Annotated in this window: 29 protein-coding genes and 1 tRNA gene; 24 read left to right on the top strand and 6 right to left on the bottom strand. The window is 56.7% G+C overall.

Annotated features, from left to right (window positions below):
• Positions 1 to 177 precede the first annotated feature (177 nt).
• Positions 178 to 567 (bottom strand): hypothetical protein, encoded by a 390-nt coding sequence (locus ACCC84_RS20890; protein WP_371902228.1) that lies wholly within the window; start codon positions 565 to 567, stop codon positions 178 to 180.
• A gap of 273 nt (positions 568 to 840) precedes the next feature.
• On the opposite strand from ACCC84_RS20890, the gene ACCC84_RS20885 reads away from it, so the two are divergent.
• The 17 genes from ACCC84_RS20885 to dkgB all read left to right on the top strand — a co-directional run bounded on the left by ACCC84_RS20885 (position 841) and on the right by dkgB (position 15,304).
• On the top strand, positions 841 to 1,551 hold the full coding sequence (locus ACCC84_RS20885) for a beta-ketoacyl synthase chain length factor (protein ID WP_004955110.1): 711 nt from the start codon (positions 841 to 843) through the stop codon (positions 1,549 to 1,551).
• Positions 1,551 to 2,369: a lysophospholipid acyltransferase family protein gene (locus tag ACCC84_RS20880; RefSeq protein WP_039991102.1), complete on the top strand. Its 819-nt coding sequence runs from the start codon at positions 1,551 to 1,553 to the stop codon at positions 2,367 to 2,369. Before ACCC84_RS20885 ends, ACCC84_RS20880 begins: the two co-directional genes overlap by 1 nt.
• A 3-nt stretch (positions 2,370 to 2,372) precedes the next feature.
• Positions 2,373 to 2,633, top strand: a complete 261-nt coding sequence (locus ACCC84_RS20875; RefSeq protein WP_004955103.1) for a phosphopantetheine-binding protein — start codon at positions 2,373 to 2,375, stop codon at positions 2,631 to 2,633.
• Positions 2,634 to 2,642: 9 nt separating this feature from the next.
• Positions 2,643 to 2,894, top strand: coding sequence for an acyl carrier protein (locus ACCC84_RS20870; protein WP_004955101.1), 252 nt, complete (start codon positions 2,643 to 2,645; stop codon positions 2,892 to 2,894).
• Between the two features lie 51 nt (positions 2,895 to 2,945).
• Entirely contained in the window at positions 2,946 to 3,494 is a 549-nt protein-coding gene (locus tag ACCC84_RS20865; protein ID WP_050763139.1) for a COG4648 family protein, read from the top strand.
• Positions 3,461 to 4,825: an AMP-binding protein gene (locus tag ACCC84_RS20860; RefSeq protein ID WP_273872231.1), complete on the top strand. Its 1,365-nt coding sequence runs from the start codon at positions 3,461 to 3,463 to the stop codon at positions 4,823 to 4,825. The genes ACCC84_RS20865 and ACCC84_RS20860 overlap by 34 nt, the downstream gene beginning before the upstream one ends.
• The gene (locus ACCC84_RS20855; protein ID WP_004955091.1) at positions 4,822 to 5,166 is read left to right on the top strand and encodes an ApeI family dehydratase; all 345 of its coding nucleotides are present in this window, start codon (positions 4,822 to 4,824) and stop codon (positions 5,164 to 5,166) included. Before ACCC84_RS20860 ends, ACCC84_RS20855 begins: the two co-directional genes overlap by 4 nt.
• Positions 5,157 to 6,875 (top strand): glycosyltransferase family 2 protein, encoded by a 1,719-nt coding sequence (locus ACCC84_RS20850; RefSeq protein ID WP_004955088.1) that lies wholly within the window; start codon positions 5,157 to 5,159, stop codon positions 6,873 to 6,875. The genes ACCC84_RS20855 and ACCC84_RS20850 overlap by 10 nt, the downstream gene beginning before the upstream one ends.
• A complete protein-coding gene (locus ACCC84_RS20845; protein WP_004955085.1) occupies positions 6,872 to 7,300 on the top strand; it encodes an acyl-CoA thioesterase in 429 nt (142 codons plus the stop codon). Before ACCC84_RS20850 ends, ACCC84_RS20845 begins: the two co-directional genes overlap by 4 nt.
• Positions 7,297 to 7,902 carry a LolA family protein gene (locus ACCC84_RS20840; protein ID WP_004955082.1) on the top strand — a complete coding sequence of 202 codons (606 nt, stop codon included), beginning with the start codon at positions 7,297 to 7,299 and terminating at the stop codon, positions 7,900 to 7,902. Before ACCC84_RS20845 ends, ACCC84_RS20840 begins: the two co-directional genes overlap by 4 nt.
• Positions 7,892 to 10,195 (top strand): MMPL family transporter, encoded by a 2,304-nt coding sequence (locus ACCC84_RS20835; protein ID WP_371902227.1) that lies wholly within the window; start codon positions 7,892 to 7,894, stop codon positions 10,193 to 10,195. The genes ACCC84_RS20840 and ACCC84_RS20835 overlap by 11 nt, the downstream gene beginning before the upstream one ends.
• Positions 10,195 to 10,770 carry a DUF3261 domain-containing protein gene (locus ACCC84_RS20830; protein WP_371902226.1) on the top strand — a complete coding sequence of 192 codons (576 nt, stop codon included), beginning with the start codon at positions 10,195 to 10,197 and terminating at the stop codon, positions 10,768 to 10,770. The genes ACCC84_RS20835 and ACCC84_RS20830 overlap by 1 nt, the downstream gene beginning before the upstream one ends.
• A complete protein-coding gene (locus ACCC84_RS20825) occupies positions 10,767 to 11,936 on the top strand; it encodes a beta-ketoacyl-[acyl-carrier-protein] synthase family protein (protein WP_004955077.1) in 1,170 nt (389 codons plus the stop codon). The genes ACCC84_RS20830 and ACCC84_RS20825 overlap by 4 nt, the downstream gene beginning before the upstream one ends.
• Positions 11,933 to 12,409: a hotdog family protein gene (locus tag ACCC84_RS20820; RefSeq protein ID WP_004955075.1), complete on the top strand. Its 477-nt coding sequence runs from the start codon at positions 11,933 to 11,935 to the stop codon at positions 12,407 to 12,409. Before ACCC84_RS20825 ends, ACCC84_RS20820 begins: the two co-directional genes overlap by 4 nt.
• Positions 12,406 to 13,137, top strand: coding sequence for a 3-ketoacyl-ACP reductase FabG2 (locus ACCC84_RS20815; RefSeq protein WP_004955073.1), 732 nt, complete (start codon positions 12,406 to 12,408; stop codon positions 13,135 to 13,137). The genes ACCC84_RS20820 and ACCC84_RS20815 overlap by 4 nt, the downstream gene beginning before the upstream one ends.
• Positions 13,134 to 14,363, top strand: a complete 1,230-nt coding sequence (locus tag ACCC84_RS20810; RefSeq protein ID WP_004955071.1) for a beta-ketoacyl-ACP synthase — start codon at positions 13,134 to 13,136, stop codon at positions 14,361 to 14,363. The genes ACCC84_RS20815 and ACCC84_RS20810 overlap by 4 nt, the downstream gene beginning before the upstream one ends.
• A 137-nt stretch (positions 14,364 to 14,500) precedes the next feature.
• Positions 14,501 to 15,304, top strand: coding sequence for a 2,5-didehydrogluconate reductase DkgB (dkgB, locus tag ACCC84_RS20805; protein WP_371902225.1), 804 nt, complete (start codon positions 14,501 to 14,503; stop codon positions 15,302 to 15,304).
• Between the two features lie 38 nt (positions 15,305 to 15,342).
• Here dkgB and yafC read toward each other — a convergent pair whose 3' ends face one another.
• Positions 15,343 to 16,239 carry a DNA-binding transcriptional regulator YafC gene (yafC, locus tag ACCC84_RS20800; RefSeq protein WP_004955065.1) on the bottom strand — a complete coding sequence of 299 codons (897 nt, stop codon included), beginning with the start codon at positions 16,237 to 16,239 and terminating at the stop codon, positions 15,343 to 15,345.
• 423 nt (positions 16,240 to 16,662) lie between these two features.
• On the opposite strand from yafC, the gene ACCC84_RS20795 reads away from it, so the two are divergent.
• Complete coding sequence (locus ACCC84_RS20795) at positions 16,663 to 17,457, top strand: endonuclease/exonuclease/phosphatase family protein (RefSeq protein WP_071586626.1); 795 nt, start codon at positions 16,663 to 16,665, stop codon at positions 17,455 to 17,457.
• Between the two features lie 54 nt (positions 17,458 to 17,511).
• Here the strand turns inward: ACCC84_RS20795 and mltD are convergent, their stop codons facing one another.
• Both mltD and gloB read right to left on the bottom strand, forming a co-directional pair.
• Positions 17,512 to 18,906, bottom strand: coding sequence for a murein transglycosylase D (gene mltD, locus ACCC84_RS20790; RefSeq protein WP_004955058.1), 1,395 nt, complete (start codon positions 18,904 to 18,906; stop codon positions 17,512 to 17,514).
• Between the two features lie 72 nt (positions 18,907 to 18,978).
• Complete coding sequence (gene gloB, locus ACCC84_RS20785) at positions 18,979 to 19,734, bottom strand: hydroxyacylglutathione hydrolase (RefSeq protein WP_198773422.1); 756 nt, start codon at positions 19,732 to 19,734, stop codon at positions 18,979 to 18,981.
• 44 nt (positions 19,735 to 19,778) lie between these two features.
• Between gloB and ACCC84_RS20780 the strand changes: the two genes are divergently transcribed.
• The gene (locus ACCC84_RS20780; protein WP_004955053.1) at positions 19,779 to 20,498 is read left to right on the top strand and encodes a class I SAM-dependent methyltransferase; all 720 of its coding nucleotides are present in this window, start codon (positions 19,779 to 19,781) and stop codon (positions 20,496 to 20,498) included.
• Between the two features lie 16 nt (positions 20,499 to 20,514).
• Here ACCC84_RS20780 and rnhA read toward each other — a convergent pair whose 3' ends face one another.
• A complete protein-coding gene (rnhA, locus tag ACCC84_RS20775) occupies positions 20,515 to 20,982 on the bottom strand; it encodes a ribonuclease HI (RefSeq protein WP_039991101.1) in 468 nt (155 codons plus the stop codon).
• Between the two features lie 72 nt (positions 20,983 to 21,054).
• Here rnhA and dnaQ point away from each other — a divergent pair, with 72 nt between their 5' ends.
• Positions 21,055 to 21,792: a DNA polymerase III subunit epsilon gene (gene dnaQ / locus ACCC84_RS20770; protein ID WP_004955050.1), complete on the top strand. Its 738-nt coding sequence runs from the start codon at positions 21,055 to 21,057 to the stop codon at positions 21,790 to 21,792.
• A 156-nt stretch (positions 21,793 to 21,948) separates the two neighbouring features.
• A tRNA-Asp gene (locus ACCC84_RS20765) sits at positions 21,949 to 22,025 on the top strand.
• A gap of 46 nt (positions 22,026 to 22,071) precedes the next feature.
• Here the strand turns inward: ACCC84_RS20765 and ACCC84_RS20760 are convergent.
• The gene (locus ACCC84_RS20760) at positions 22,072 to 23,532 is read right to left on the bottom strand and encodes an NCS1 family nucleobase:cation symporter-1 (protein ID WP_004955047.1); all 1,461 of its coding nucleotides are present in this window, start codon (positions 23,530 to 23,532) and stop codon (positions 22,072 to 22,074) included.
• Between the two features lie 165 nt (positions 23,533 to 23,697).
• Between ACCC84_RS20760 and ACCC84_RS20755 the strand changes: the two genes are divergently transcribed.
• The 3 genes from ACCC84_RS20755 to puuE are packed head-to-tail and all read left to right on the top strand — an operon-like array spanning position 23,698 to position 26,110.
• Entirely contained in the window at positions 23,698 to 24,435 is a 738-nt protein-coding gene (locus ACCC84_RS20755) for a GntR family transcriptional regulator (protein WP_039991099.1), read from the top strand.
• Positions 24,432 to 25,160 (top strand): allantoin racemase, encoded by a 729-nt coding sequence (gene hpxA, locus ACCC84_RS20750; RefSeq protein WP_004955045.1) that lies wholly within the window; start codon positions 24,432 to 24,434, stop codon positions 25,158 to 25,160. The genes ACCC84_RS20755 and hpxA overlap by 4 nt, the downstream gene beginning before the upstream one ends.
• 11 nt (positions 25,161 to 25,171) lie before the next feature.
• Positions 25,172 to 26,110 (top strand): allantoinase PuuE, encoded by a 939-nt coding sequence (puuE, locus tag ACCC84_RS20745; RefSeq protein ID WP_004955044.1) that lies wholly within the window; start codon positions 25,172 to 25,174, stop codon positions 26,108 to 26,110.
• The last annotated feature ends 67 nt before the right edge of the window (positions 26,111 to 26,177 follow it).

Here is a 26,177-nt window from a genome sequence, read left to right as displayed (position 1 = left end):
CGGTAGTTCAGTTGGTTAGAATACCTGCCTGTCACGCAGGGGGTCGCGGGTTCGAGCCCCGTCCGTTCCGCCACTTAATTGATAAGCCCTGAGTCGATGACTCAGGGCTTTTTCATGTCTAAAAATCAGCGCTGAGCAATAAACCCGGCACGTATGCCGGGCTCTCACCAGCGGCAGTTATCGAATATTTTGTCGAGCCAGTTCTAGCTGGATATCTTTGTTCAAATTCGCTACCCAACGGTTATAGTTGGAATGAATCTTTCCTTTCTCAGCATCCATATTACTGCTGCTTACATAGTTGATCTGATAACTATTGGCAGTATAAGTAACGCGAATATTGGCCGTATGGCCCCTTAACATAATCTTGCCATCGATCACGCCTTCGCCGATCGGATTCATGATCCAGCCACGGTTCAGACCAGCATAGAGTATTGCCTGGTGAATTTGCGCTGTGCTGTGGCTGCCAATGACGCTTTGGTTTATGTTCTGTACGGGAGCGGTACTGGAACAAGCATTCAGTAACATGACTGAAAATGCGGCTGCCAAGATGGGTTTTAAAAGTTTCATACTCTTTTCCATGAGAAATTACGAATGGGAAGTGCATAAAAGTTATGCGTATTTGTTTCCCTATTAAGATAACGCTACTGGTCAATGAGAACAATTTTTGATGTGCAACATTGATATAATTTTCATTAACGTGAGAATAAATGAGAAAGAGAGAATAAACTTTAATATAGACTAAACGGATATTGTGCACATAAATCAGAATTTTAGACATGCGCGATGCGGTTAAATATAATAACGTCACGGATTAAAATTACAGATTGGTGAGAAGCTTTGATGGCGGGCCGCATGAAGATACTCAATTGGTGGGCGTTGGCCGCCAAGCTTGAAACGCGTGAAGCGTGGTTGCAATGGGCGCAACAACCGATTAGCGAGCTGTCCCAGGATCTTCCCCCTCCTTGCGCGCATATTCCGATGATGTCATTACGGCGTATGAGCGTTGGCACACGTTTGGCCGTTGAGTGCGGGCTGACATTACTGCAGCAACATTCGGCGGATATGGCAATCTTCACCAGCCGGCATGGCGAGCTGGAACGCACCTATAAAATCTTGCAGCATCTTGAACAAGAGCAGCCATTGTCGCCAACCGATTTCGCCATGTCGGTACATAATACGGCGGCGGGCTGGTTGACGATCATCGCAAAAAATCATTTGGTCACCACCTCGCTGGCCGCCGGAGAAGACAGTTTCCAACAGGGGATGATCGAAGCGCAGGCAATATTGGCCAGTGGCAGCGCAGAACGGGTATTGCTGGTTGATTTTGACGGCGTGTTGCCCGACGTCTACCACAGCTTTGTTTCCGCGCCGCCGCCGTATGCGGTTGCGTTGTTATTGGAGCAAGGCGATGAGTGGCAATGTGCACCGGTTGCCGACCAAGCCTCTCCTGGCGAAAGGCCGCAAAGTTTGACCTTTTTGCACGGCTGGTTGAACGGGCAATCAGGTTTTGTCGTACCTGGTCCGTGCCACGATTGGCGTTGGACGCAATAATGTCCTCGTCATCCTCGGCAGTCACCGATACGACTCGTTCCTCGTTGTTTAACCGCTGCTGGCGCGTCGTTGCAACCGGCTTTTGCTTTTCGCTGTTCGGCTTGGGCGGTCTGCTGCTTTCCTGCATCTGGTTCAATCTATTGCGATTGGCGATCCGCAATCGTGCGCGACGCAACCAACTGACGCAAAACGCCATTCGTCATTGCTTTCGCTTCTTTTTGGCCACCACGCGTTTTCTTGGCGTTCTGGACTATCATTTTGCCAATAGCGAACGTTTGCACGACGATGCCGGCTGTCTGGTGGTCGCCAATCACCCCAGCCTGCTCGATTATGTACTCTTGGCCTCACGCATGCCGCGTTGCGATTGCATAGTCAAAGAAGCGCTGCTCAATAACCTGTTTGTCAGTGGTGTGATCAAAGCGGCCGGCTATCTCGCCAATGCCGAGTCTGAGCGTTTGCTGGCATTATGCCAGCAGCGGCTGGCGAACGGCGGCACTCTGCTTATCTTCCCTGAGGGCACGCGCAGCACGCCGGGTCAAGCGCTGGCCTTACAACGAGGGGCGGCAAATATTGCGGTTCGTAGCCAGTGTGATATCCGCATCGTACATATCCACTGCACGCCGCCAATGCTGACGAAACAGGGGAAATGGTATAATATCCCGGCGATAAAACCGCAGTTTCATATAACTGTTCAGGATAAGATCGATTCGCGCCATTTTATTCATGCGGACGATGTTTCCCCTGCCCTCGCAGCAAGACGTTTGACCCAGCATTTAACTGACGCCTTACAGTCAGATTCTATAAATAATGAGAAATAGCGAATGAATGTATTGAGCAACGAAATCAAGCAATTGATTATAGACACGCTCAATCTTGAAGGTATGACACCGGATGAGATTGAAACACAGGCGCCATTATTTGGCGAAGGGTTGGGTCTGGATTCGATTGATGCGCTCGAATTGGGACTGGCCCTCAAAAATCGTTACGGTGTGGTACTGTCGGCCGAAAGCGAAGATATGCGCCAACATTTTTATTCCGTGGAAACGCTGGCAAAGTTTGTTTCTGCACAGCGTAGCAAATAAGGGGTTTTCATGGATAAGCAACAGATTTTCGAACAGATTCAAACGCTGCTGGTCAAGCTGTTCGAGCTTGATGCCGAGGATATCACGCTCGAATCCCGCCTGTATGAAGAACTGGAACTGGACAGCATCGACGCCGTCGATCTGGTGGTTCACCTGCAAAAAATCACCGGCAAGAAAATCAAGCCCGAGATGTTCAAATCGGTGCGCACGGTACAAGACGTGGTTGATGCGATTGACGAATTACAGAAGTCTGCTGGCTGATACGGCGTTAGCTGCGTGAAACTGAACGACAGCCTGCCGAAGGTGCTGCGCATGTTGCAGCTACTGACCTGGCTGGTGCTGATGGCCTATCCGCTGGCGGTATGGTTTGGTCTTCAACGCTGGGGGAGTTCGGTACTGGCGCCGTTGCTGGCTGCGGTATTTACGCTGCGGCTGCTGTTGCTGCGCGGTGGTTTACGTCAGCAACTGTGGCTGGGAAAGGCGTTGGCAGCGTTAGGTATTCTGCTGGCATTGGCCAGTTGGGGGTTAAGACAAACCCATTGGCTATTGTATTACCCGGTATTGGTTAACGCGTTGTTGTTGCTGCTGTTTGTATACTCACTGCGTTTTCCGCCAACGGTGATAGAGCGTCTGGCGCGCATCAGTGATCCCGAACTGCCCGCAACCGGCATAGTGTATACCCGGCGGGTAACGCAGGTCTGGTGTGGATTCTTTGTGATTAATGGCGCGATTGCGCTGGCGACCTGTCTGATAGGCGATATCACGCTCTGGACGCTGTATAACGGCGGCATCAGCTATTTGCTGATGGCAGGGCTGATGGGGGGTGAATGGTTAGTGAGAAGAAGAGTGCGCCGCGCCTGAGTTTGCCGATGCATCAATGGCTCGATGCAGCGCGCGCTGCAGATACGCCAATAGCCTGGCGTGGCGAGCAAACGCTGAGTCTGGCACAGCTTCGCGCTGACGTGGCGCTCCTGAGCGCTCGCCTGGTCGAACGCAGTGAAAAACGTTGGGCGCTGTGTTTTGATGATAGCTATCGTTTTGCCGTGGCACTGCTGGCAGCGCTGTACGGCGGTAAATTGCCGGTGATTTTCGGTCACCAGCGCGAAGCCATTCTCAAAGAACAGCGGGCGGACTTTGACGCCTTGCTGACCGATCTGCCGCTGTCGCCCGGCACGGCGGTGCTGGCGGTTGAAGAAGGGCATGGCGTGTTGCCGCCGCTGCCGGCCTGGCCGAGCGATCCCCAATTCATCCTTTATACTTCAGGTTCGACCGGCGCCCCGCAAGCGGTGGTGAAGTCCGTTGCCGCGATGGACAGTGAGAGCGAGCTGCTGGCGCCACAGTGGTTACCGGCGTTACGGCATTGCCGGATCGCCGCTTCGGTTTCGCATCAGCATATGTATGGCCTCAGTTTTCGGCTGTTTATGCCGATGGCCTTTGGCCTGCCGTTTGATGCCCGGCTGACGGAGTATCACGAACAGTTGATCGCCAAAAATACCCGGTACCCGCTGGTTTTCATCAGCAGCCCAGCGTGGCTAAAGCGTCTGGATCCGGCGCTTGCCGTGTCTGAATGCGTACAGGTATTTTCTGCCGGTGGGCCATTGGCATTGGCGGAGGCTCAACTGACACAGCGGGCGCTTGGCGTACTGCCGCTGGAGATTTATGGTACGACGGAAACGGGGGCGCTAGCCTGGCGTCAGCAGACGGCACCATCCACCCGATGGCAACTTTTTGCCGGGGTCACGCTAGCGCGCAAAGCGCATGCCATCGAAGCCGACTCGCCGCTGGTGCCGGCGCCGGTGGCGTTGAGCGATATCCTTAATCTGGCCGCCGACGGCCGCCATTTTGAACTGCTTGGCCGCCGCGACCGCATTATTAAAATTGAAGAAAAACGTCTGTCACTCGCGGAGATTGAAAAGCGTTTACTGGCATTGCCGGAGATCGCCGATGCCGCGATACTGCCGTTGCAACAAGGCGGACGTACCGTTCTGGGCGTAGCGATCGTACTTTCTGCGCTGGGAATGACTCAGCGCCAAACGCTGGGAGACGGCCGCTTTACCCGCGGTCTGCGTCAGGCACTACGCCCGTGGCTGGAGCCGGCGGCGTTGCCGCGCAGCTGGCGTATTATTCGCGCCATCCCGTTGAACGCTCAGGGTAAGCGGGCCTATGCTGAACTACAGGAACTGTTTTTATGATGCAACCCGAGGTGCTGCAGCGGCAGATGATTGATGCTACTCACGCCTGTGTGCAGCTGTTTTTGCCCGCTGATTTATTATGGTTTCGCGGCCACTTCCCGCAGCATCCGATTCTGCCCGGCGTTGCCCAGGTCAATTGGGCGATGCAATTTGCCCGAGAGCTGTTGCTGCCCGAAGCCGACTTTGGCGGAATCGAGGTGCTTAAGTTTCAGCGCCCGCTGCTGCCGCAGGAAACGGTGACGCTGGCGTTGGCATGGCAGCCGGAGCGGAATAAGTTGCTGTTCAGCTATCGCGTCGCGGCGGCCAGCGCCAGTAGCGGGAAGATCGCGCTATGCCGCTGAACGTCGAGTTTTCACCCTGTTTCCTTATTCCCTGCTTCAATCATGGCAGGATGATGGCCGGCGTGCTTGAGGCGCTGGCGGTTTATCAATTGCCCTGCCTGGTAATTGATGACGGTAGCGATGACGCAACCTGCGCTGAACTGCAGCGCCTGGCGGCGCAATTGCCGTGGGTAACGCTACGGCGATTGTCACAGAATCAGGGCAAGGGCGCGGCGGTGATTGCCGGGCTACAACAGGCACAGCGGCAAGGCTTCAGTCACGCCTTGCAGGTCGATGCCGATGGACAGCATCAACTGAGCGATATCCCGGCAATGCTGGCTGAAGCGCAAAGGCGCCCGCAGGCGCTGATTTCCGGTCGCCCGCTATACGATGACTCGGTGCCCAAAGCACGGCTGTATGGCCGTTACGTCACCCATGTCTGGGTGTGGATCGAAACGCTGTCATTGTCGATAAAAGACAGCATGTGCGGTTTTAGAGTCTATCCGGTTGCACCAACGCTGGCGCTGGCGGCCGATTATCCGCTCGGCAAGCGAATGGATTTTGACACCGAAGTGATGGTGCGTTTGTACTGGCAGGGCGTGCCGAGTTACTTTTTACCGACCCGCGTCACCTATCCGGCGGATGGTGTTTCCCACTTTGACGCGCTGCGCGATAACCTGCGCATTTCCTGGATGCATACCCGACTGTTTTTCGGCATGTTGCCACGTATTCCGCGTTTATTGCGACTGCGCCGCCAGTTGGCGCAGCCACGGCATTGGGCCACCACGCGCGAACGACGAGGGCTGTGGGGCATACGTCTGATGCTGAAGGTGTATCGACTCTTTGGCCGTCGTGCGTTCCAGCTATTGCTGTACCCGGTTATCGGCTATTTTTGGTTAACCGGACGAGACCAGCGCACGGCTTCGCGCGAGTATCTGCAACGTCTGCAGCACGTCGCCCGGCAGCGGCGGCAAACGGTGCCACTGCCGCTTAACAGTTTCCGACACTTTATGCGTTTTGGCGATGCCATGCTGGATAAGCTGGCCAGCTGGCAGGGCGAGCTGCATGACATTACGCTGGTGGATCGCCAATGCTGTCAGCAGCAGATTGCGTCTGGCAAGGGTACGCTGATTCTGGCTTCTCACCTTGGCGATATTGAATCCTGTCGTGCGCTAGGGGAACTGGGCGCCGGTGTGAAAATCAATGCGCTGGTGTTTACCGAACATGCCGAAAGATTTAATCAGGTGATGAAAGAGGTCAATCCGCGCGCCAATCTGAATTTGATTCAGGTTTCGTCACTGGGCCCGGATACCGCCATGCGGCTGATGGATAAGCTCGACGCCGGTGAGTGGGTAGCGATCGTCGGCGATCGGACTTCCGCCGGACAGTACCAGCGCGGTGAACAGCCGCGCGTGGTGTGGAGCAGCTTCCTTGGACAGCCTGCGCCTTTCCCTCAAGGGCCGTTCGTACTGGCATCCGCGCTGCGCTGCCCGGTATTTCTGATGTTCGGCCTCAAGCAGCAGGGGCAGCTGCGAGTGTATTTTGAACCGTTCGCCGACCCGCTGGCGCTGCCGCGTGCCGAACGTCAGCAGGCGTTACAGCAGGCGGTGGATCGCTATGCCGCCCGACTGGAACATTATTGTCTGCTGGCGCCGCTCGACTGGTTCAACTTTTTCAATTTCTGGCAGTTGGCGGCTGGGCCGTCACCATCGCAAGGGCCTGAACAATGACTATCATCGACGATCCGCGCTGTTCCGCTCGGGTTGATATCACCGTACCTTTCCATGACGCCGATGCCATGGGCGTAGTGTGGCACGGCAACTATTTCCGCTATTTCGAGATCGCACGAGAAGCGTTGCTAAAGCAATTTGACTACGGCTACCGCCAGATGAAAGCTTCGGGTTACGTCTGGCCGATTGTCGACACCCGGGTCAAGTACATTGCGCCATTGCTGTTTGAACAGCGCATAACGGTGTGCGCAACGCTTGAAGAATATGAAAACCGGCTGCGTATCGGTTACCAGATTTTTGATGTGGAAAGCGGCAAGCGTACCACCACCGGTTACACCATTCAGGTGGCGGTGGAGGAGCAGAGCAAAGAGATGTGCTTTAGTGCGCCGCAGGTATTGCTGGACAAATTGGGAGTGTCATCATGAAACGTTGGATAGCGCTGGCCCTGGCCTGCTTCAGCCTGAGCGCGCAGGCGGTCACGCTGCAAGAATTGCAGCAGCGTTTCAGTCAACAGCCGGTATTGCGTGCCGAATTCGAACAGCAGCGCAGCATCAGCGGTATGACGAAGCCGCTCAACTCCAGCGGTGAGCTGGTGATCTCACAGCAGAAGGGATTGTGGTGGGCGCAACAGAAACCGTTCCCGCTGACGTTGCTGCTGGACGACCGCCGTATGGTGCAAACCATGGCCGGCCAGCCCCCACAGGTGGTGACGGCAGAAAACAATCCGCAAATGTTCCAGTTTAATCGTTTGTTGACCGCATTGTTCCATGCTGACAGCCAGGCGCTGGAACAAAACTTTGCGCTGCAATTCAGCGATGTTGGCAACCACCGCTGGCGTGTGGTGCTGACGCCGAAAACGTCGCCGCTGGATAAACTGTTTAAGCGCATTACGCTCAATGGCGAACAGTTCCTGGAAACCATTGATATCGATGACATGCAAAACGATGCCACTCATATCCGTTTCTTCAATCAGCGAACCACGCCGACAACCCTGACCGCTGAGGAGCAACAGCGCTTTGCCTCCTGAACTGCATCGTCGTGCGGCGTTCGGCTGGCTGGCCGTTTGTCTGCTGTTGATTGCCGCGCTGTGCTGGCTGTTGCCGCGCAGCCAGATCAACAGCAGCGTGTTGGCGCTGCTACCGAAGCAGCAACTGGCTAACGTACCGGATGCTCTGGCAGAGGGCTTTAGCCAGCGGCTGGATCGCCAACTGATGTGGCTGGTCAGCCCGCCGCCGGGCGGCGACGCCACGGCGGTCAACTGGTGGCAGCAACAATTACAGCGCCTGCCTGAGCTGCAACAGGTTGGTGGGCCGATGGATGCTCAGCGTCAGCAGCAGTGGGGGCAATTCTTTTATCAACATCGCAACGTTTTGCTGGATAACGCAACGCGCCAGCGGCTTTTGCAAGGGGCAGAAGCCCAGAGCCAGTGGATCCTTGGCCAGCTGTATTCGGCCTTTGCCGGCGTCAGCGGCAAGGAACTGGCCAACGATCCTTTGCTGTTGGTACGAGGAGCGCAGCTGGCGCAACAGCAAAACGGCGGCACGTTGGGGTTGCGCAACGGCTGGCTGGTGGCGCGCGATCGGCAGGGGCGTGACTGGTATTTGCTGCACGCGGAGCTGAGCGCATCATCCTACGATATCGGCAGTGCGCGGCGCACGGTGGACAAACTGGCCGATCTGCAGCGTCAACTGCAACTGCGCTGGCCTGGCAGCGAAGTGCTGAACCGCGGTACCTTGTATTACAGCAATTATGCCAGCCAGCAGGCTGAGCGCGATATTTCCACCATCGGGCTGGCGTCGGTAGCCGGCGTGTTCCTGCTGGTATTACTGATGTTTCGTTCGCCACTGCCGTTGTTGCTATGCGCGCTGTCGGTGAGCGTTGGCGCGTTGGCGGGCACCGTCGCAACCTTGCTGGCGTTCGGTGAAATTCACGTTATGACATTGGTGCTGAGTGTTAGCATCGTGGGTATTTCAGCGGACTACACGCTGTATTTTCTAACTGAGCGCATGGTGCATGGCGGTGAATCCACGCCGTTGCAAAGTTTGCAAAAACTGTTTCCGGCATTATCGATGGCGCTACTGACTACGGTGGTGGCGTATCTGGCATTGCTGATCGCGCCGTTCCCCGGTTTGCAGCAGTTGGCGGTTTTTGCCGCCGCCGGGCTGAGCGCCGCCTGCATCACGGTGATCTGCTGGTATCCGCATTTATCGCGCCGCTTGCCGGTGCGGCAAGCGCCGGGGCTGACCTATATTCTGCGCTGGCTGCACGCCTGGCGCAGTCGTCGGCCGTTGCGTATTGGCCTGCCGCTAGCCATCGCATTACTGCTGGTCATCGGTTTCAGCCAACTGCGGGTGGATGACGATATTGGCCAGCTACAGGCGCTGCCGACGGAGTTCCAGCGGCAGGAACAGCAGATTGCCACGCTGACCGGCCAGCATAACGATCAAAAATGGCTGGTAGTGTACGGTCAGGATGCGCAGCAGGCCTTGCAGCGTCTGGAGCTGTTGCAACCTCGACTGGCCCAGGCACGACAGCAGGGCATCTTGAGCGATTACCGGTTACTGCCACTGCCTTCACAACGGCGACAGGCGCAGAATATCGCGCTGCTCAAGCGTGTCGCGCCACAGGCAATCGCACAATTACGGCAGGCCGGCGTGGCGGTAGCGCCGGCGGATATGCATGCCGAGTGGGTAACGCCGCAACAATGGTTGAACAGCGTCGTCAGCGAAGGCTGGCGTCTGCTGTGGCTGACGTTGCCCGATGGGCGCAGCGCGGCATTGGTGCCGGTAAGCGGCGTAACCAACAGCGTAGCGATGCAAACATTGGCGCAGCAGGTGCCGGGCGTCGGCTGGATTGACCGTAAAACCGAATTCAGCCAGCTGTTCGGACAATATCGACTGTATCTATCGTATTTATTGCTGCTGTCGGTTGCGGCTATCACGTTGATTTACCTGTGGCGGTTCGGGCTGCGCCACGGCCTGCGTTGCATGGTGCCGACGATACTGTCGCTGGGCGGCGGCATTGCGGTATTGGCGCTCAGTGGGCACTCGCTGAATCTGTTTTCGCTGCTGGCGTTGGTGCTGGTGCTGGGCATCGGGATTAATTACACGCTGTTCTTTACCAACCCGCGCGGCACGCCAACTACCTCGATGTTTGCGATTTTTATGGCGGTATTCACCACCCAGCTCACCTTTGGCATGTTGGTGTTCAGCCATACCCAGGCTATCAGCAGTTTTGGCATTGTATTAAGCAGCGGCATTGCGTTGGCATTCCTGCTGGCGCCGCTGACGATTGTAAAAAGAAAACGAGGGAAAGCCTGATGCGCGCTTTATCGATGATGTTGGTACTGGCCAGCGTACTGCTTGGCGGTTGCGTCGGGCGGCAAACGCCTACGGCGCCTCAGGCCTGGCTGAAACCGGGCGTTAGGGTCAACTTGCCGGCACCGACGCTGGCACGGTCGTTCAGCCAGCAACAGTTGCTTAGCGCAGAGGTCAAAGGCCAGCAGCATGCCATGCTGGTATTGCTGAACGCCGATGGCGAACGTTTGACGCTGGTGGGCATGTCGCCGTTAGGCATACGTTTGTTCACCCTTGGCTACGATCGTCAGGGCATTCACACCGAGCAGTTGATCAAGGTCGGCGAATTGCCGCCGGCCAGCCAGGTACTGGCCGATATCATGTTGAGCTATTGGCCGATAACCGATTGGCAGGCGCAACTGCCGGTCGGCTGGCGGTTGCAGGACGACGCCGAAACGCGCCGCCTGTATGACGATCGCGGCATGCTGATTGCCGAGATCCGCTATCAACAACAGGCGGGGCAACGCCAGCCGATTTCCGTGCGTCAGACGGCATTCCATTACCACATCAGTATCCAGAATCTGGGGAGTGGACAATGATTTATTTCTCTGCCGTCGGCATGGTGAATGCGTTGGGGAATAATCTGCCGCAGATTGCGCAAAATCTGGCGGCGGGACAGGCGCCGGGGATGCAACAGCAAACGCACTGGCTGATCGGCGACAAGCCGTCATGGTTTGGGGCGGTAACCGGAGAGCTGCCGCCGATACCGGTGGCGTTGAGCCGTCACAATTCCCGCAACAATCGTTTGCTGTTGGCGGCTTTGGCGCAGATTGCCCCGCAGGTCGACGAGGCGATTGCCCGTTACGGCGCTGAACGTGTGGCGGTCATTATGGGCACCAGCACTTCGGGGATCCACGAGGGAGAACTGGCGCTCAAGCATTATCAGGATGGGAAATGGCCTGACGGCTATCATTACCAGCAACAGGAATTGGGTGACCCAGGGCAGTTTCTTAGCGCACTGCTGGGCACGCGAGGGCCGGCATATACGCTGTCTACCGCCTGTTCTTCCAGCGCGCGTGCGATCATCAGCGGCAAACGACTGATTGAGGCAGGTCTGGTGGATGCGGCAATTGTTGGTGGCGCCGACAGCCTGTGCCAAATGCCGATCAACGGCTTTGACAGCCTGGAGTCGCTTGCTGCCACGCGCTGTACGCCGTTTGCCGCTGGCCGTAGCGGGATCAATATCGGTGAAGGGGCGGCGTTGCTGTTACTGACGCAACAGCCGGCAGCGGTGGCGCTGCTGGGGATAGGGGAGTCCTCCGATGCCTGGCATATGTCGGCTCCGCATCCGCAAGGATTGGGCGCAGAACGCGCCATCACCATGGCGCTGCAGCAAGCAGGATTACAACCGCAGGATATTGGTTATATCAATCTGCACGGCACCGCGACGCGCCTGAATGACTCGGTGGAGGCGCAGGTGGTGAACCGGCTGTTCGGCGGTGGCACGCCGTGCAGTTCGACCAAGCATTTGACCGGCCACACGTTGGGCGCAGCGGGCGCGATAGAAGCCGCATTGAGCTGGTTAGTGCTGAGCGCGCCGCTGGCCTTGCCGGCGCAGGATTTCAGCCTGGCCGCGCGTGACGAGACGCTGGCCGAGATCAATCTGCTGGCTGCGCCGCAACCGCTGGGCAAGCGCGCCATTCTGTCAAATTCCTTTGCCTTTGGTGGCAATAATGCCTGTCTGTTACTGGGAGACGTGCCATGAATCAGTCTTATCAGCCCGCCGAGTATTATTTACCACATGCGGCGCCGATGGTGCTGTTGGAACAGGTGCTGGCGGTGACCGAGGACGGCGCCTGCTGCGCGGTCAGCGTCAGTGCGGATGGCGTGTTGGCGCCGTTCCTTGATGCGCAAGGCGCGCTGCCGGCCTGGTACGGCATTGAACTGATGGCGCAGACGATTGGCGTATGGAGCGGTTGGCATGGCCGCGTCGGTGGGCAGGCACCGCGCCTGGGCATGTTGTTGGGCGGGCGTGGCATTACCAGTACACAGCCGGCGTTTGCCGCCGGTTGCGAGCTGGTGGTCAGCGTACGACAACTGCTGTGTGATGAAAAACTGGCCAGTTTTGAATGTGACATCACGATTAATGCGCTGCGCGTTGCGCACGGCAGGCTCAATACCTATCAACCCGATCAACAAGAAATAATTCAATTAACCAGCCCGGAGAGAGACGCATGACGCGTTCCGTTTTAGTGACAGGTGCCAGCAAAGGGATCGGACAGGCCATTGCCTGCCGTCTGGCGGCGGATGGCTTTTTAGTCGCGGTGCATTACCACCGCGATCGGCATGGGGCGGAGCAGACCTTGCAGCACATCGCCGCGGCCGGTGGGCAAGGGCGCCTGATCCAGTTTGACATCAGCGACCGGGCGCAATGCCGCGAACGGCTCGAGCAAGATATCGAACGGCACGGTGCTTACTATGGCGTAGTGAACAATGCCGGTATCACCCGCGATGGCGCATTTCCGGCGCTGAGCGACAGCGATTGGGACGGGGTGATCCACACCAATCTCGACAGTTTTTACAACGTATTGCACCCCTGCGTCATGCCGATGATCGGTTTGCGTAACGGCGGGCGGATCGTTGCGCTGTCGTCGGTATCCGGTGTGATGGGCAACCGCGGGCAGGTGAACTACAGCGCCGCCAAGGCCGGCATCATCGGCGCCTGCAAGGCGCTGGCCATCGAACTGGCGAAGCGGAAAATCACCGTAAACTGCATCGCACCGGGGCTGATCGATACTGGCATGATTGACATGGAGCCGGCGGCGCTGGATCAGGCGATGCGCGCTATTCCGCTCAAGCGCATGGGCTCGGCCGACGAAGTGGCGGGGCTTGCCAGCTATTTGATGTCGGATATTGCCGGTTACGTAACGCGGCAGGTAATTTCGATTAATGGAGGGATGGTATGACGCACAGGGTAGTGATTACCGGGATGGCGGGCGTAACGGCGTTCGGTGACAACTGGGCGGATGTTTCACACCGTCTGCAACAGGGTCAAAATGCGGTGCGTTACATGACGCACTGGGAGCAGTATCAAGGGCTTAATACTCACCTTGGCGCACCGGTGGATGATTTTGCGCTGCCGGTACACTACACCCGCAAGCGCATTCGCTCCATGGGGCGGGTATCGCTGCTGGCGACGCGTGCCACCGAGCTGGCGCTGATGCAGGCCGGGTTGCTGGACGATGCGGTACTGACCAACGGTGCGACCGGCATTGCCTATGGCTCGTCCACCGGCAGTACCAAGCCGGTGAGCGAATTTGCCACCATGCTGACCGAAAAGCACACCAACAACATCACCGGCACTACCTATGTGCAGATGATGCCGCACACCACGGCGGTGAACGCCGGGCTGTTTTTTGGCCTGCGCGGACGGGTGATCCCGACCTCTAGCGCCTGTACCTCGGGGAGTCAGGCGATCGGTTACGCCTACGAAAGTATTCGGCACGGCTATCAGACGCTGATGGTAGCCGGCGGTGCCGAAGAGCTGTGTCCTTCTGAGGCTGCGGTCTTCGATACGCTGTTTGCCACCAGTCAGCAGAATGATACGCCCGAGTTCTCCCCGCGGCCGTTCGACAGCCAGCGCGATGGCTTGGTGATCGGCGAAGGGGCCGGCAGCCTGATTCTGGAATCGCTGGAGCATGCGCAGGCGCGCGGTGCGACCATCTACGCTGAAATTATCGGTTTTGCCACCAACTGCGATGCGGCACACATTACGCAGCCGCAGCAGGAAACCATGCAAATCTGTATGCAACAGGCGTTGGCCGCTTCTGGACTGAGCGCCGCCGACATTGGCTATATTAGCGCGCACGGCACGGCAACCGATCGCGGTGATATTGCTGAAAGTCAGGCAACGGCGGCGATCTTTGGCAATCGTACGGCGATTTCATCAATGAAAAGCTATTTTGGCCATACCCTGGGCGCCTGTGGTGCGCTGGAAGCCTGGCTGGCGATTGAGATGATGCGAGAAGGGCGTTTTGCGCCGACCATCAACCTGACGCAACCGGACAGCGCCTGTGGCGATCTGGACTATATCATGGGCGAATATCGTAATATTGATACCGAGTTTGTTCAGTCGAACAACTTTGCTTTTGGCGGTATTAACACTTCTCTGATACTGCGCCGCTGGGCGTAACTGCTCTTTGGCCGGGCTTGCTCCGGCCATTATTGCCCGTTACTCAAAAGTGTTATGCGAAACCTGACATTTTTGCTCAACAACGGCGCTGTCATACTCCTCTCAATGAATTAAATCCAACCCATTGAGAGAAAATCATGAGCATTCCACAATTTGGTTTAGGGACTTTCCGTCTGCAAGATAAGGTGGTGAAGGCGTCGGTGCGTCACGCGCTTGAGCTGGGTTATCGCGCGATTGATACCGCACAGATTTATGAAAACGAAGCGGCGGTGGGCGAGGCGATCGCCGAAAGCGGGGTGGCACGCGAAGCGCTGTTTATCACTACCAAGATTTGGGTGGCCAATTTGGCAAAAGGTCGGCTGATCCCCAGCCTGCAAGAGAGCCTGAGCAAGCTGCAAACCGATTATGTCGATCTGACGTTGATTCACTGGCCTTCGCCGAATGACCAGGTGCCGGTCGCCGAGTTTATGGCGGAGTTATTGCAGGCCAAGCAGGCTGGCCTGACGCGGCAGATTGGCATTTCCAACTTCACCCTCGATCTGATGCAACAAGCCATTGATGCGGTTGGCGCCGAGGCGATCGCCACTACCCAGATCGAGCTGTCGCCGTATTTGCAAAATCGCCAGGTGGCAGCGTTCGCGCGGCAGCACGGTATCGCCATCACGTCATATATGACGCTGGCATACGGCAGGGCGCTGCAGGATGAGACCATCAAGGCGATTGCCGAGCGCTACAACGCCACGACGGCCCAGGTGATTCTGGCCTGGGCGATGCAACTGGGTTACGCGGTGATCCCATCCTCCACCAAGCGTGACAATCTGGCCAGCAACCTGCTGGCGCAGCAATTGACGTTGAACGAGCAGGATATGGCGCAGATCGCCGCACTGGAGTGTAATGGACGTCTGGTCAGCCCGGACGGTCTGGCGCCGCACTGGGATTGAGTTTAACCGCCGCAGGCAGGCGATTGCCGGCCTGCACATCAGGCGTTCGCGCTGGCAAGCCGTTCGCTGACAAAATCGATAAAGCTGCGCAGGCGGTTACTGACCGCACTGTCGCTGTAATATACCGCGTTAATCGGCATCGCCAGCGGCAGCGTGTGTTGTTGCAGTATCGGCACCAGATCGCCGCGTTTAACATCCTCACCGATCATGAAATCCGACAAACAGGCGATACCGTTGCCGTGCAGACACAGGTGGCGGTGTGTCTCCCCGCTATTGCTGGTCAGCGCCGGGGTGGCTTCCCATTGGCGACCGTCGGCGCAGGCCAATGGCCAGCGATTCAATGCCGGCAGATCGTTGAAGCCAATGCAGCAATGCTGCGCCAATTCCTCCACCGTTTGCGGTGTACCGTATTGCCGTAAATAGGCCGGTGAGGCCAGCACCTGACGATAGCTGGTCATCAGCTTGCGGGCCTTCAGACTGGAGTCGGTCAGTTCGCCGATACGAATGGCGATATCCACTTTGCGTTCTATCAGATTGATAAAGGTTTCGGAGGATACCAGCGACAGCGACATTTCCGGATACAGCGCGCGAAACTCCGCCGCCATCGGTGCCAGTACGTGCAACACAAACGGCGTGGCGGCATCCACGCGCAGCAAACCCTGCGGCCGTTGGCGGCTTTCCATCAGGGCGTTTTCTGCTGCTGCCATGTCATTCAACACTTTCTGCACCTGGCGGAAGTAGTTTTCCCCTTCCTGCGTCAGGCTGATTTGACGGGTAGTGCGGTTCAGCAGCGTTACGCCAAGCTTGTTCTCCAGTTTTTTTACCGTTCGGCTGACCACGGAATTTGCCTGTTCCAGACGTTCTGCCGCGCGGCTGAAGCTTCCGCTTTCTACCACCGTCACAAAGGTAATCAGCTCATCCGAGTTCGCTTTCATTGTTGCTCCACCGGCAAAATTTATTTGAAACTTTGTACATTTTTAGCATTTAAGCATAGGTCGATAATTGCGTCATCAACTTGAATGCCATTTGGAGTATTCTCATGCCACTCGTTCTTCTTGCGCTGATGCTGATTATTTTAAGCGGCTGGCTGGATCGAAAACGCCGGTTACAAAGCGCGTAATTGCAGCGAACCATTCCCCTCAGGCCCGCATTTGCGGGCCTTTTCGCATTTCTGTCCTTTTCCCGCTAACCTTTACATTCATATACCCAGTACCGATTGAATTCCCCACTCAGCGCCCCTATAACTGTTAGGGCTATGCCCCGGAAAACCTAACGCCGAGCGCAGGCAGGCGTATAATCAATGCATTGTTGGCGGGAATGACTCCGCCATTTTATCCAATGGGAAATAGGCGAATAGCGTGCCGAAACGAACTTATGCAATGAGGTATGTTGCAGGCCAGCCAGTTGAGCGAATTTTCCCTGGCGCCGTCGACCAACCGTTACCCCCGGGGGCTGCGTTGCCTACCGCGGGAGCGCTGCGGGTGATGGTATGGAATATATTCAAGCAGCAACGGGCCGATTGGCTGTCGGTGCTGAAAAGCTTTGGTAAAGACGCGCAGCTGGTGTTGTTGCAAGAGGCGCAAACCACGCCGGAACTGGTAAGCTTTGCCACTACCCATTATCTGGCGGCCGATCAGGTGCCGGCTTTCGTCTTGCCACAGCATCCCTCTGGTGTCATGACGCTGGCGGCGGCGCACCCGGTTTACTGTTGCCCGTTACGGGAACGGGAGCCACTGCTGCGGTTGGCCAAATCGGCGTTAATCACCGTTTATCCGCTGTATAACGGCCAGCTGTTGATGGTGGTGAATATCCATGCGGTCAACTTCAGCCTCGGGGTGGACGTGTATAGCAAACAGCTGGGACCGATTGGCGAGCAGATCGCCAACCACCACGGGCCGGTGATCATGGCGGGGGATTTCAATGCCTGGAGCCGTAAACGCATCAATGCGCTGTACCAGTTCGCCAGCGATATGGCGCTACGCGAGGTGAATTTTACCGACGATCATCGGCGCAAGGCATTTGGCCGGCCGCTGGATTTCGTGTTTTACCGTAATCTTGGGGTGGTGGAAGCCTCGGTCTTGGTAACCCAGGCCTCGGATCATAACCCGCTGTTGGTGGAGTTTCACCCCGACAGCGCCAAACCGCATTGGTGATTGCCAGGCAAAAAAAAAAGCACCCGTTGCAGGGTGCTTTTTTATGCCGGAAATTTAGGTGTCAGGTGTCGAACTGTTGTCGACAAACAACGTCAATTTCAAGCCGGGTTGCAAGTTGCTGCTCTTGCTGGCCAGGGTTGAGTTCCAACGCATCACGTCATTGATCTCGACGCCGTGACGACGTGCAATGCTGGCCAGTGAATCACCTTTGCGTACGCGGTAGGTGATGCTGCTGTTGTTATTGCCGCTATTGCTGGCCACTTGCAGGGTTTGCCCAACTTTGAGGGTGCTCCTGGCACGTAAGTTGTTCCAACTCTGCAAATCGCTGGTACGTATATTCAACCGCTTGGCGATACCGGACAAGGTGTCGCCGGAGCGCACTTTATAGGTACTGCCGCCTGTCAACCCGCTGTTTTTTGCCAACTGGGTGCTTGGCTCGGTCACCGCGATCTGGCCATCGGCCAGTGAATCCTTCAGCCGATCGGCTCGGCCCTGGGGAACCATAATGTAATGGGGCCCGTTTGGCGCGGTAACGCCTTTTTTGTAGCCAGGGTTAAATGCCTTCATCTTGGTCAATGAAAGCCCAGCCATCTCAGCCGCCTGAGTGAGCTGTATTTGCTGACCGACGTCAACACGCGCCAGCGCACGGGTTTCATCCGTTTTTGGCAAACGAACGCCGTACTTCTTGCTGTGCTTGATGATATCGCTCAGTGCCAACATTTTCGGAACATAGATTGACGTTTCACGCGGAAGCGACAATGCCCAGAAATTGGTTGGCTTACCCTGGCGTTTATTCGCCTTCACCGCTTTCATGACACGGCCTTCACCACTGTTATAGGCAGCGACGGTCAATAACCAGTCGCCGTTGAACATGCGGTTCAGGTACTGCATCATATCCAGCGCAGCAGTTGTCGAAGCGACCACATCGCGGCGCCCGTCATACCACTGGTTGTTTTTCAAACCATAATTGCGACCCGTTTGCGGCACGATCTGCCATAGCCCTGCGGCGTTGGCACTTGACGTGGCGTGAGGGTCAAAAGCGCTCTCCACTATGGGTAGCAGTACCAGTTCCATCGGCATATCGCGTTTCTTGATCTGCTCGACTATCCAGTACATGTACGGCTCTGCCCGTAATGTTACATCGTGGAGATAGCTCTTACTTTTTAAGTACTTTCTTTTTTGTTCACGGATCCGGGAGTTTTCCGGAACCTCCATCTTCAGCTCGTCGCTAATGAAGTTCCACAGGTCCTGTTGCTGCGCGGTACCGCTGTTTTTATCCAACCACCGCGCCGAGCTCGCTCGACCTTTCGCTGTGTACTCTCCTGCTTCACCTTCTTGACTTGCCGAAGACAAACTCTGTGCATGCTGTTCTGGAGCTGGTGCGTCCTGCCTGGACGACTGGCACCCTACAAGCAAGACTGAGGCGAGTAATATCGCTTTAGCCTTCATGTGTGTGTCAATATAGTTGCTTAAAAGACGAGCGATAATACTTCGCTTAGGCAAATAACACAACCAAAAGCTTCAGAAGCTGTCCTTGCGCAAGCGTAATTCGGAAAAAACCGAATGAAGATGCTCAGGGGGGCGATCAAAGCCTAATTTCTTTTGTAAATCAGTGTCATGACAACGTAAAAATAGGTTAATTTCACGCTCTAATTGCAGGGTTGTAGGCACGCTGGGTTGGTTTTTTGCCCTTAACGCCATGACTTGTTGTTGATATGTTTCGATCTGTCGATCTTGCGGCAAAATAGCCCGCGCAAACTTAAGATTTGAAACAGTATATTCGTGCGCGCAACAGATTATGGTGTTATCGGGAAGTTGCGAGAGTTGTTGAAACGAGTAATACATTTGTTCGGCAGTGCCCTCGAACAGCCGGCCGCAACCGGCGGAAAAAAGCGTATCGCCGCAGAACAAATAAGGTGCACTGTAGAATGCGACATGGCCCAGAGTATGTCCAGGAACCGCTATTACGCGGTATTTTCTGCCGCTGACGGTAATGATGTCACCGTCTTCTACCAGGGTGGTCGCCCCCTTATTGGCGGTCTCGTGCGGGCCATATACCGGCAGTGCAGGGTATTGCGCCAGAATTTGCGCCACGCCGCCGACGTGGTCGTGATGATGGTGGGTCAGCAGTATTGCATCGGGGGTGAGTTCCAGTTTACGCAGGGCGTCCAGCACCGGTTGCGCTTCACCCGGATCGACAATGGTGCAATGTCCCTGTTGGTCATCCAATATCCAAATGTAATTGTCCTGCAAGGCAGGAATGCTGATAAGATTCATCGGACACCTCTCGTTGGCAACGGCTTGAAAGAAGATAATAAATCATGAAACCAGCCCATACTCTACAAAAGCTTGCCAGCCCGCAATCCTGGGCGGCGCTGCCGTGGGGGGAATATTACCGCGCAGCGCTCGAGCGTCAACTGCAGCCCTGGTGGCCGAAGCTGTTCGGCTTTCACCTATTAAAGCTGGGTAATCTCAGCGCTGGATTGGCTACTGATAAATGCGCCATTTCCCACCAGGTCAACGTTGGTCTGAGCGGTGACCACCTACAGGTTATAGCCGATCCTTATCGGTTGCCCTTCGCCGACAAGTCGGTCGATGCCTGTCTGATGGCGCAGGCTTTGTCCTATGCCGATGATCCGCATCGCATGTTGCGCGAAGTAGATCGCATTCTGATTGATGACGGTTGGTTGGTGCTCAGTACCTTTAATCCGTTCAGCGTGCTGGGGCTGGGTAAACTGCTCCCCGGTCTTCGCCAGCGTCAACCTTTTGCCAGCCGCATGTTTACTCAGATGCGGCTGTTGGACTGGCTGAGTCTATTGAACTATGAAGTGTTGCAGCAAACGCGTTTTCACGTGCTGCCGTGGCATCGGCAGGGAGGGGTATTTTTAGGTACCCACCTGCCAGCGCTGGGCTGCATGAGCATGATAGTCGCACGTAAACGCACGGTGCCACTGACTCCAACGGCCATGAAACTTGGCGCACGCAAGCCGGCTCTCAGCCGCGCGGTGGGCGCGACCAAGAGTTATCGCAAATTACCGTAACGCTGGCGCCAGCGGATTACGCTTCCGGTTTATAGCCGCTGTCTTCTTGCGTGGGGTTGCCGGCCGCTTCGCGAGCTAGCACGTCGCAGCGTTCGTTCTCCGGATGTCCGGCATGCCCCTTGACCCATTCCCAGCGAATAGTGTGGCGGGCAATCGCCAGATCCAGCCGCTGCCACAGATCGACGTTTTTGACCGGTTTTTTGTCGGCGGTTTTCCAGCCGCGCTTCTTCCAGTTGTGGATCCAACTGGTGATACCCTGGCGAACATACTGGCTATCGGTGCTGAGGATCACTTCACAGGGCGCGGTTAGCGCTTCCAGCGCCACGATCGCCGCCATCAGCTCCATACGGTTATTGGTAGTGAGCCGGTAACCGGCGCTGAAGGTTTTTTCAACCTGTTTATAGCGCAAGATTGCGCCGTAACCACCGGGGCCGGGGTTGCCAAGGCAGGAGCCATCGGTGAAAATTTCTACCTGTTTGAGCATCTCTGGTAGACTCTTCCTATCAGTTTTATAAAAGCCAAGTCTGACATAAACGAGCGCTATGAGCACTGCAATATGATCACTACACCAACCAGACAGATCGTACTCGATACCGAAACTACCGGTATGAACAAGTTAGGGGTTCATTACGAAGGCCACCGCATTATCGAAATCGGTGCGGTGGAAGTGATCAACCGTCGCCTGACCGGTCGGCATTATCACGTTTACGTCAAGCCGGATCGGCTGGTGGATCCTGAGGCTTACGGCGTTCACGGCATCAGCGATGAATTCCTGGCGGACAAGCCGACCTTCGATCAGATAGCCGATGAATTTATCGAATTTATCCGCGGCGGTGAGTTGGTCATCCACAACGCGGCGTTCGATATCGGCTTTATGGATCACGAATTCCGCATGTTGCAGCAGGACATTCCGAAGACGGAAACCTTCTGCGCCATTACCGACAGCCTGTTGATGGCGCGTCGTCTGTTCCCGGGCAAGCGCAACAACCTCGATGCGCTGTGTAGCCGCTACGAGATCGACAATAGCAAGCGAACCTTGCACGGCGCATTGCTCGATGCCGAGATCCTGGCCGAAGTTTATCTGGCAATGACCGGCGGGCAGACCACCATGGCATTTCAGATGGAAGGGGATACCCAGCAGAGCGATTCCACGCAGGATATCCAGCGTATTGCACGCCCGGCGACGTCGATGAAGGTGATTTACGCCAGTGATGACGAAGTGGTGGCACACGAATCACGGCTGGATCTGGTGGCGAAAAAGGGCGGCGGTAACTGCCTGTGGCGCGCGGAATAACCCGCAGGCCAATTTCGCTGGCACACGGAGTAAATGCGCGCTGACGACATTCGCTGAAAATCTGCGCAAACGGTTATTTTTATAAGAAAAAGGCATTGACGGAATCTGCCGCCGTCCGTAATATGCGCCTCGTTCCCCCGCAAGAGGGAACGGCGCGGAGCGGTAGTTCAGTTGGTTAGAATACCTGCCTGTCACGCAGGGGGTCGCGGGTTCGAGCCCCGTCCGTTCCGCCAACATTCAGAAGCCCTGAATCAGCAATGATTCAGGGCTTCGTTGTTTCTACTCCTTGCTCATTTCCACCTTGCCAAACATCACTCTATGGTTGGCCGCATGTTCATGACGGGCAAAGTAGCGGTAACAGCCGCCGCCAAGCAGTACGCCGATAAACCAGCTGAAGTTCGCCACGGCGTGCAGCTCGGGCGTAAAACTGATCACCAGGCCAACCGCCACCGACGGCAGTAGCGCCAGAATGGCCTTCGGGTTGAAGCCGCTGCGATACCAGTAGCGGCCATTCGGCGTGGCGTTGAACAGATCGTCGACGTGGATCTGGCCGCGCTTGATCAGGTAAAAATCTGCCACCAAGATGCCGAACAATGGACCGATAAACGCGCCCAGCACGTCCAGGGTGTAATGGATCAGCTCCGGCGACTGGAACAGGTTCCACGGCGTCAGCAGCACCGAGCCGACGGCGGCGATCATGCCGCCGGTGCGGAAGCTGATCTTTTGTGGTGCGCAGTTGGAAAAGTCGAACGCCGGTGACACGAAGTTGGCGACGATATTGATGCCGATAGTGGCGGTAATCATCGTCAGCAGGCCGATGGCCACCGCCACGCTGTTGCCGACGCGGGTTACGGTTTCAATCGGATCGGTAATCATCTGGCCGAACAGCGATTGGGTGCCGGAAACGATCACCACCGTGACCAGTGAAAACAGCAGAAAGTTGAACGGCAGCCCCCAGCGGTTGCCGCGGCGGATTTCCTGCATGCTTTTACCGTAGCGAGAAAAATCGCCGAAGTTGAGCAACGGGCCGGAGAAGTAGGACACCACCAACGCGGTGGCGGTCAGCATCTGCCAGCCCTGTTCCTGCGCGCTCAGCGTTTTGCTGGCCAGGGTAAAGGAGATGTTTTCCAGCCCGGTTTTGTACACAATCCAGCCGGCCAACGCCAGCATCACCACATAAACTGCCGGCCCGGCAACGTCAATAAAGCGTTTGATGGCGTTCATGCCATGCCAGAACACCATGGCCTGCAACACCCACATGATGCCAAAGCATATCCAGCCGATGGCGGAAAGCCCCAGCCAATGCGGTTGCGTCAGTGGCATCAGCGTCGGGAAGAACTTCAGCAGTACCAGCATCAACGCATTGGCCGCCAAATAGGTTTGAATGCCATACCAGGCGAAAGCGATCAACCCTCGGATCACCGCCGGAATATTGGCGCCGAACACGCCAAACGCCTGGCGGCAGACGACCGCGTACGGCACGCCGGTCATCTGGCTGGGTTTGGCTACCAGATTGGCGCACAGCTGGACAATGCAAATACCCGCCAACAGACAAATCAGCACCTGCCAACTGGCCAGCCCCAGGGTAAAGAAGCTGGCCGCCACCACATAGCCGCCCATGCTGTGCACGTCCGACATCCAGAAAGAAAAAATGTTGTACCAGTTCCAGTTCTGATTGCGCGTTGGCGCCAGATCGTCATTGCACAGCTTCGGGCTGTAGTTTTCATTGGGGTTTGGCATAAATCGTGCTCCTGTCTAGAACGGCACCCGGATGTATTCACCGTATTTGGGTCAATGTTGCTGACAGGGCTTTTGCAGGATTCAGGCCAGATTTATCTTTTTTGTATACAAGAATGGTTTTTGTTGTATACGATTTGGTTATCTAACGGTATACGGAGCAGCGTGATGATTGGCACCCAAGCCACGTGGGACAGGCTCGACGCCACCTACTTTACTGAAGATCGCGACGATCATATTTATAACCAACTGGTGAAAGCGATCGTTGAACATCGCCTGTTACCCGGTAGCAGATTGCCGGAAGAAGCGCTGGCGGACACCTTCGGCGTGAGCCGCACCGGCATTCGTCGGGTGTTACAGCGCCTTGCGGCAGTGCAACTGGTAACGCAACTGCCCAAGCGTGGTGCACAGGTCACCACGCCGGGAGAAGACGAAGCCCGCCAAGTGTTCGCGACGCGTAAGCTGCTGGAATGTGCCAATTTGCCGCAGGTGGTGAGCCGCTGCCGCGCGGAACAGTTGCTGATGCTGGATACCCTGGTCGCCCAGGAACAACGAGCGCATGACGATCGTGACGGCGCCGCAGCGATCCGCCTGTCCGCCGCGTTTCACGTGCAATTGCAGGCGATAAGCGGTAACCAGGTGCTGACGGAGACGGTGTCGCAACTGACGCTGCGCTCATCGCTGGTGATTGCCGCCTATGGCGCGCCATGGCAGCAGGGCTGCCGCTGCCACGATCACCACGATCTGCTGGTGCTGCTACGCAACGCCGACACGGCGGGGCTGGCGGCACAGATGGCGCGGCATTTTGACGACATCGTTGGCCACCTGCGCTTTAACCACCATGACGGTGATACGCCGGACTTCGCGCATATCTTCGCCGGCCTGCGCCAGCAGGAGCCGCAATGAAAATTCAGTTGATCAATCCCAATACCAGCCAGGCGATGACGGAAACCATCGCCACGGCGGCGCGCGCGGTTGCTGCACGCGGTACGGAAATCATCGCCGTCTGCCCGCCGCAGGGGGTGCCGTCGATTGAAGGGCACTTTGATGAGGCGATTGCCGCCATTGGCGTATTGCAGCGGGTAAAGCAGGGGCGAGAAACCGGGGTTGATGGCCATATTATCGCCTGTTTTGGCGATCCCGGCCTGTTGGCGGCACGTGAACTGGCCGACGCGCCGGTGATCGGCATTGCCGAAGCGGCGATGCATATGGCCACGCTGGTGGCGACGCGTTTTTCCATCGTCACCACGTTGCCCCGCACGCTGATTATCGCCCGCCATCTATTGCACCAATACGGTTTTGAACGTCACTGTGCCGCGCTGCACGCCATTGATTTGCCGGTGCTGGCGCTGGAGGACGGCAGCGGCGTAGCGCAGCAAAAAGTGCGCGAACAATGCCTGCTTGCCAAACGGCAGGACGGTAGCGGGGCTATCGTGCTGGGCTGCGGCGGTATGGCCGATCTGGCGCGGGAACTGACGCACGAACTGGCGATGCCGGTGATCGACGGCGTTAGCGCGGCGGTGAAAATGATCGAATCGCTGCACGGCCTGGGCCTGCGAACCAGCAAGCATGGCGATCTGGATTTTCCGCTGGCAAAGCCGTTAAGCGGCGTTTTCAGCGAATTTAACTGAGGGATGGTGCGATGAACCAGTATCAATTTACCCATGATTATCCGCGTGATCTTATCGGCTATGGTGGCAAGCCCCCGCATGCCAACTGGCCGGGGCAGGCGCGTATTGCGCTGCAGTTCGTGTTGAACTACGAAGAAGGCGCGGAAAGCCATGTGCTGCATGGCGACGCCGGTTCCGAGCAGTTTCTGTCAGACATTATCGGCGCGGCCAGCTATCCCGAGCGCCATATGTCGATGGACTCCCTGTACGAATACGGTTCGCGCGCCGGTTTCTGGCGTATTCACCAGGAGTTCCAGCGCCGCGGCCTGCCGCTGACCGTTTTTGGTGTAGCAATGGCGCTGGCGCGCAATCCGCCGGTGGTGCAGGCGATCAAGGATGCCGATTACGACGTGGTCAGCCACGGCTGGCGCTGGATCCACTATCAGAACGTGGACGAGGCGACTGAACGGCAGCACCTGCAACAGGCGATCGGCGTGTTGCGCGATCTGTTCGGGCAGGCGCCGTTGGGCTGGTATACCGGCCGCGACAGTCCCAATACCCGTCGGCTGCTGGTGGAGCACGGCGGCATGCTGTATGACAGCGATTATTATGGTGACGATCTGCCGTTCTGGACCGAGGTGACCTGCGCCAACGGCGACAGAAAACCGCATCTGGTGGTGCCCTATACCCTGGAGGCCAACGACATGCGCTTTGCCTCGCCGCAGGGGTTCAACACCGGCGAGCAGTTCTTTACCTATTTGAAGGACAGCTTTGACGTGCTGTATGCCGAAGGGGAGCTGGCGCCGAAGATGTTGTCGATCGGCATGCACTGCCGCTTGCTGGGACGACCGGGCAAATTCCGCGCCTTGCAGCGTTTTTTGGACTATGTCCAGCAGCACGATCGCGTGTGGATTTGCCGCCGGCAGGAGATTGCCGAACACTGGCTGGCGCATCACCCCTATCAAGGATGAAATAAAAAAAACCACCGTTGAACCGGTGGTTTTTTGCGCGTAGGGCGCCAGCTGCGGCGCCCAGGCT

The organism is Serratia odorifera, assembly GCF_041448735.1.
Classification (GTDB): Bacteria; Pseudomonadota; Gammaproteobacteria; order Enterobacterales; family Enterobacteriaceae; genus Serratia_F; species Serratia_F odorifera.
Note: the sequence above shows the minus strand (reverse complement) of the source record. Positions and strands in the feature narration are given on the sequence as shown.

Bases quoted from the DNA above. Each gene is read 5' to 3' on its own strand.
- ACCC84_RS20890 (WP_371902228.1), bottom strand. From the start codon at position 567: ATGAAACTTTTAAAACCCATCTTGGCAGCCGCATTTTCAGTCATGTTA.
- ACCC84_RS20885 (WP_004955110.1), top strand. From the start codon at position 841: ATGGCGGGCCGCATGAAGATACTCAATTGGTGGGCGTTGGCCGCCAAG.
- ACCC84_RS20880 (WP_039991102.1), top strand. From the start codon at position 1,551: ATGTCCTCGTCATCCTCGGCAGTCACCGATACGACTCGTTCCTCGTTG.
- ACCC84_RS20875 (WP_004955103.1), top strand. From the start codon at position 2,373: ATGAATGTATTGAGCAACGAAATCAAGCAATTGATTATAGACACGCTC.
- ACCC84_RS20870 (WP_004955101.1), top strand. From the start codon at position 2,643: ATGGATAAGCAACAGATTTTCGAACAGATTCAAACGCTGCTGGTCAAG.
- ACCC84_RS20865 (WP_050763139.1), top strand. From the start codon at position 2,946: ATGTTGCAGCTACTGACCTGGCTGGTGCTGATGGCCTATCCGCTGGCG.
- ACCC84_RS20860 (WP_273872231.1), top strand. From the start codon at position 3,461: ATGGTTAGTGAGAAGAAGAGTGCGCCGCGCCTGAGTTTGCCGATGCAT.
- ACCC84_RS20855 (WP_004955091.1), top strand. From the start codon at position 4,822: ATGATGCAACCCGAGGTGCTGCAGCGGCAGATGATTGATGCTACTCAC.
- ACCC84_RS20850 (WP_004955088.1), top strand. From the start codon at position 5,157: ATGCCGCTGAACGTCGAGTTTTCACCCTGTTTCCTTATTCCCTGCTTC.
- ACCC84_RS20845 (WP_004955085.1), top strand. From the start codon at position 6,872: ATGACTATCATCGACGATCCGCGCTGTTCCGCTCGGGTTGATATCACC.
- ACCC84_RS20840 (WP_004955082.1), top strand. From the start codon at position 7,297: ATGAAACGTTGGATAGCGCTGGCCCTGGCCTGCTTCAGCCTGAGCGCG.
- ACCC84_RS20830 (WP_371902226.1), top strand. From the start codon at position 10,195: ATGCGCGCTTTATCGATGATGTTGGTACTGGCCAGCGTACTGCTTGGC.
- ACCC84_RS20825 (WP_004955077.1), top strand. From the start codon at position 10,767: ATGATTTATTTCTCTGCCGTCGGCATGGTGAATGCGTTGGGGAATAAT.
- ACCC84_RS20820 (WP_004955075.1), top strand. From the start codon at position 11,933: ATGAATCAGTCTTATCAGCCCGCCGAGTATTATTTACCACATGCGGCG.
- ACCC84_RS20815 (WP_004955073.1), top strand. From the start codon at position 12,406: ATGACGCGTTCCGTTTTAGTGACAGGTGCCAGCAAAGGGATCGGACAG.
- ACCC84_RS20810 (WP_004955071.1), top strand. From the start codon at position 13,134: ATGACGCACAGGGTAGTGATTACCGGGATGGCGGGCGTAACGGCGTTC.
- dkgB (WP_371902225.1), top strand. From the start codon at position 14,501: ATGAGCATTCCACAATTTGGTTTAGGGACTTTCCGTCTGCAAGATAAG.
- yafC (WP_004955065.1), bottom strand. From the start codon at position 16,239: ATGAAAGCGAACTCGGATGAGCTGATTACCTTTGTGACGGTGGTAGAA.
- mltD (WP_004955058.1), bottom strand. From the start codon at position 18,906: ATGAAGGCTAAAGCGATATTACTCGCCTCAGTCTTGCTTGTAGGGTGC.
- gloB (WP_198773422.1), bottom strand. From the start codon at position 19,734: ATGAATCTTATCAGCATTCCTGCCTTGCAGGACAATTACATTTGGATA.
- ACCC84_RS20780 (WP_004955053.1), top strand. From the start codon at position 19,779: ATGAAACCAGCCCATACTCTACAAAAGCTTGCCAGCCCGCAATCCTGG.
- rnhA (WP_039991101.1), bottom strand. From the start codon at position 20,982: ATGCTCAAACAGGTAGAAATTTTCACCGATGGCTCCTGCCTTGGCAAC.
- dnaQ (WP_004955050.1), top strand. From the start codon at position 21,055: ATGATCACTACACCAACCAGACAGATCGTACTCGATACCGAAACTACC.
- ACCC84_RS20760 (WP_004955047.1), bottom strand. From the start codon at position 23,532: ATGCCAAACCCCAATGAAAACTACAGCCCGAAGCTGTGCAATGACGAT.
- ACCC84_RS20755 (WP_039991099.1), top strand. From the start codon at position 23,698: ATGATTGGCACCCAAGCCACGTGGGACAGGCTCGACGCCACCTACTTT.
- hpxA (WP_004955045.1), top strand. From the start codon at position 24,432: ATGAAAATTCAGTTGATCAATCCCAATACCAGCCAGGCGATGACGGAA.
- puuE (WP_004955044.1), top strand. From the start codon at position 25,172: ATGAACCAGTATCAATTTACCCATGATTATCCGCGTGATCTTATCGGC.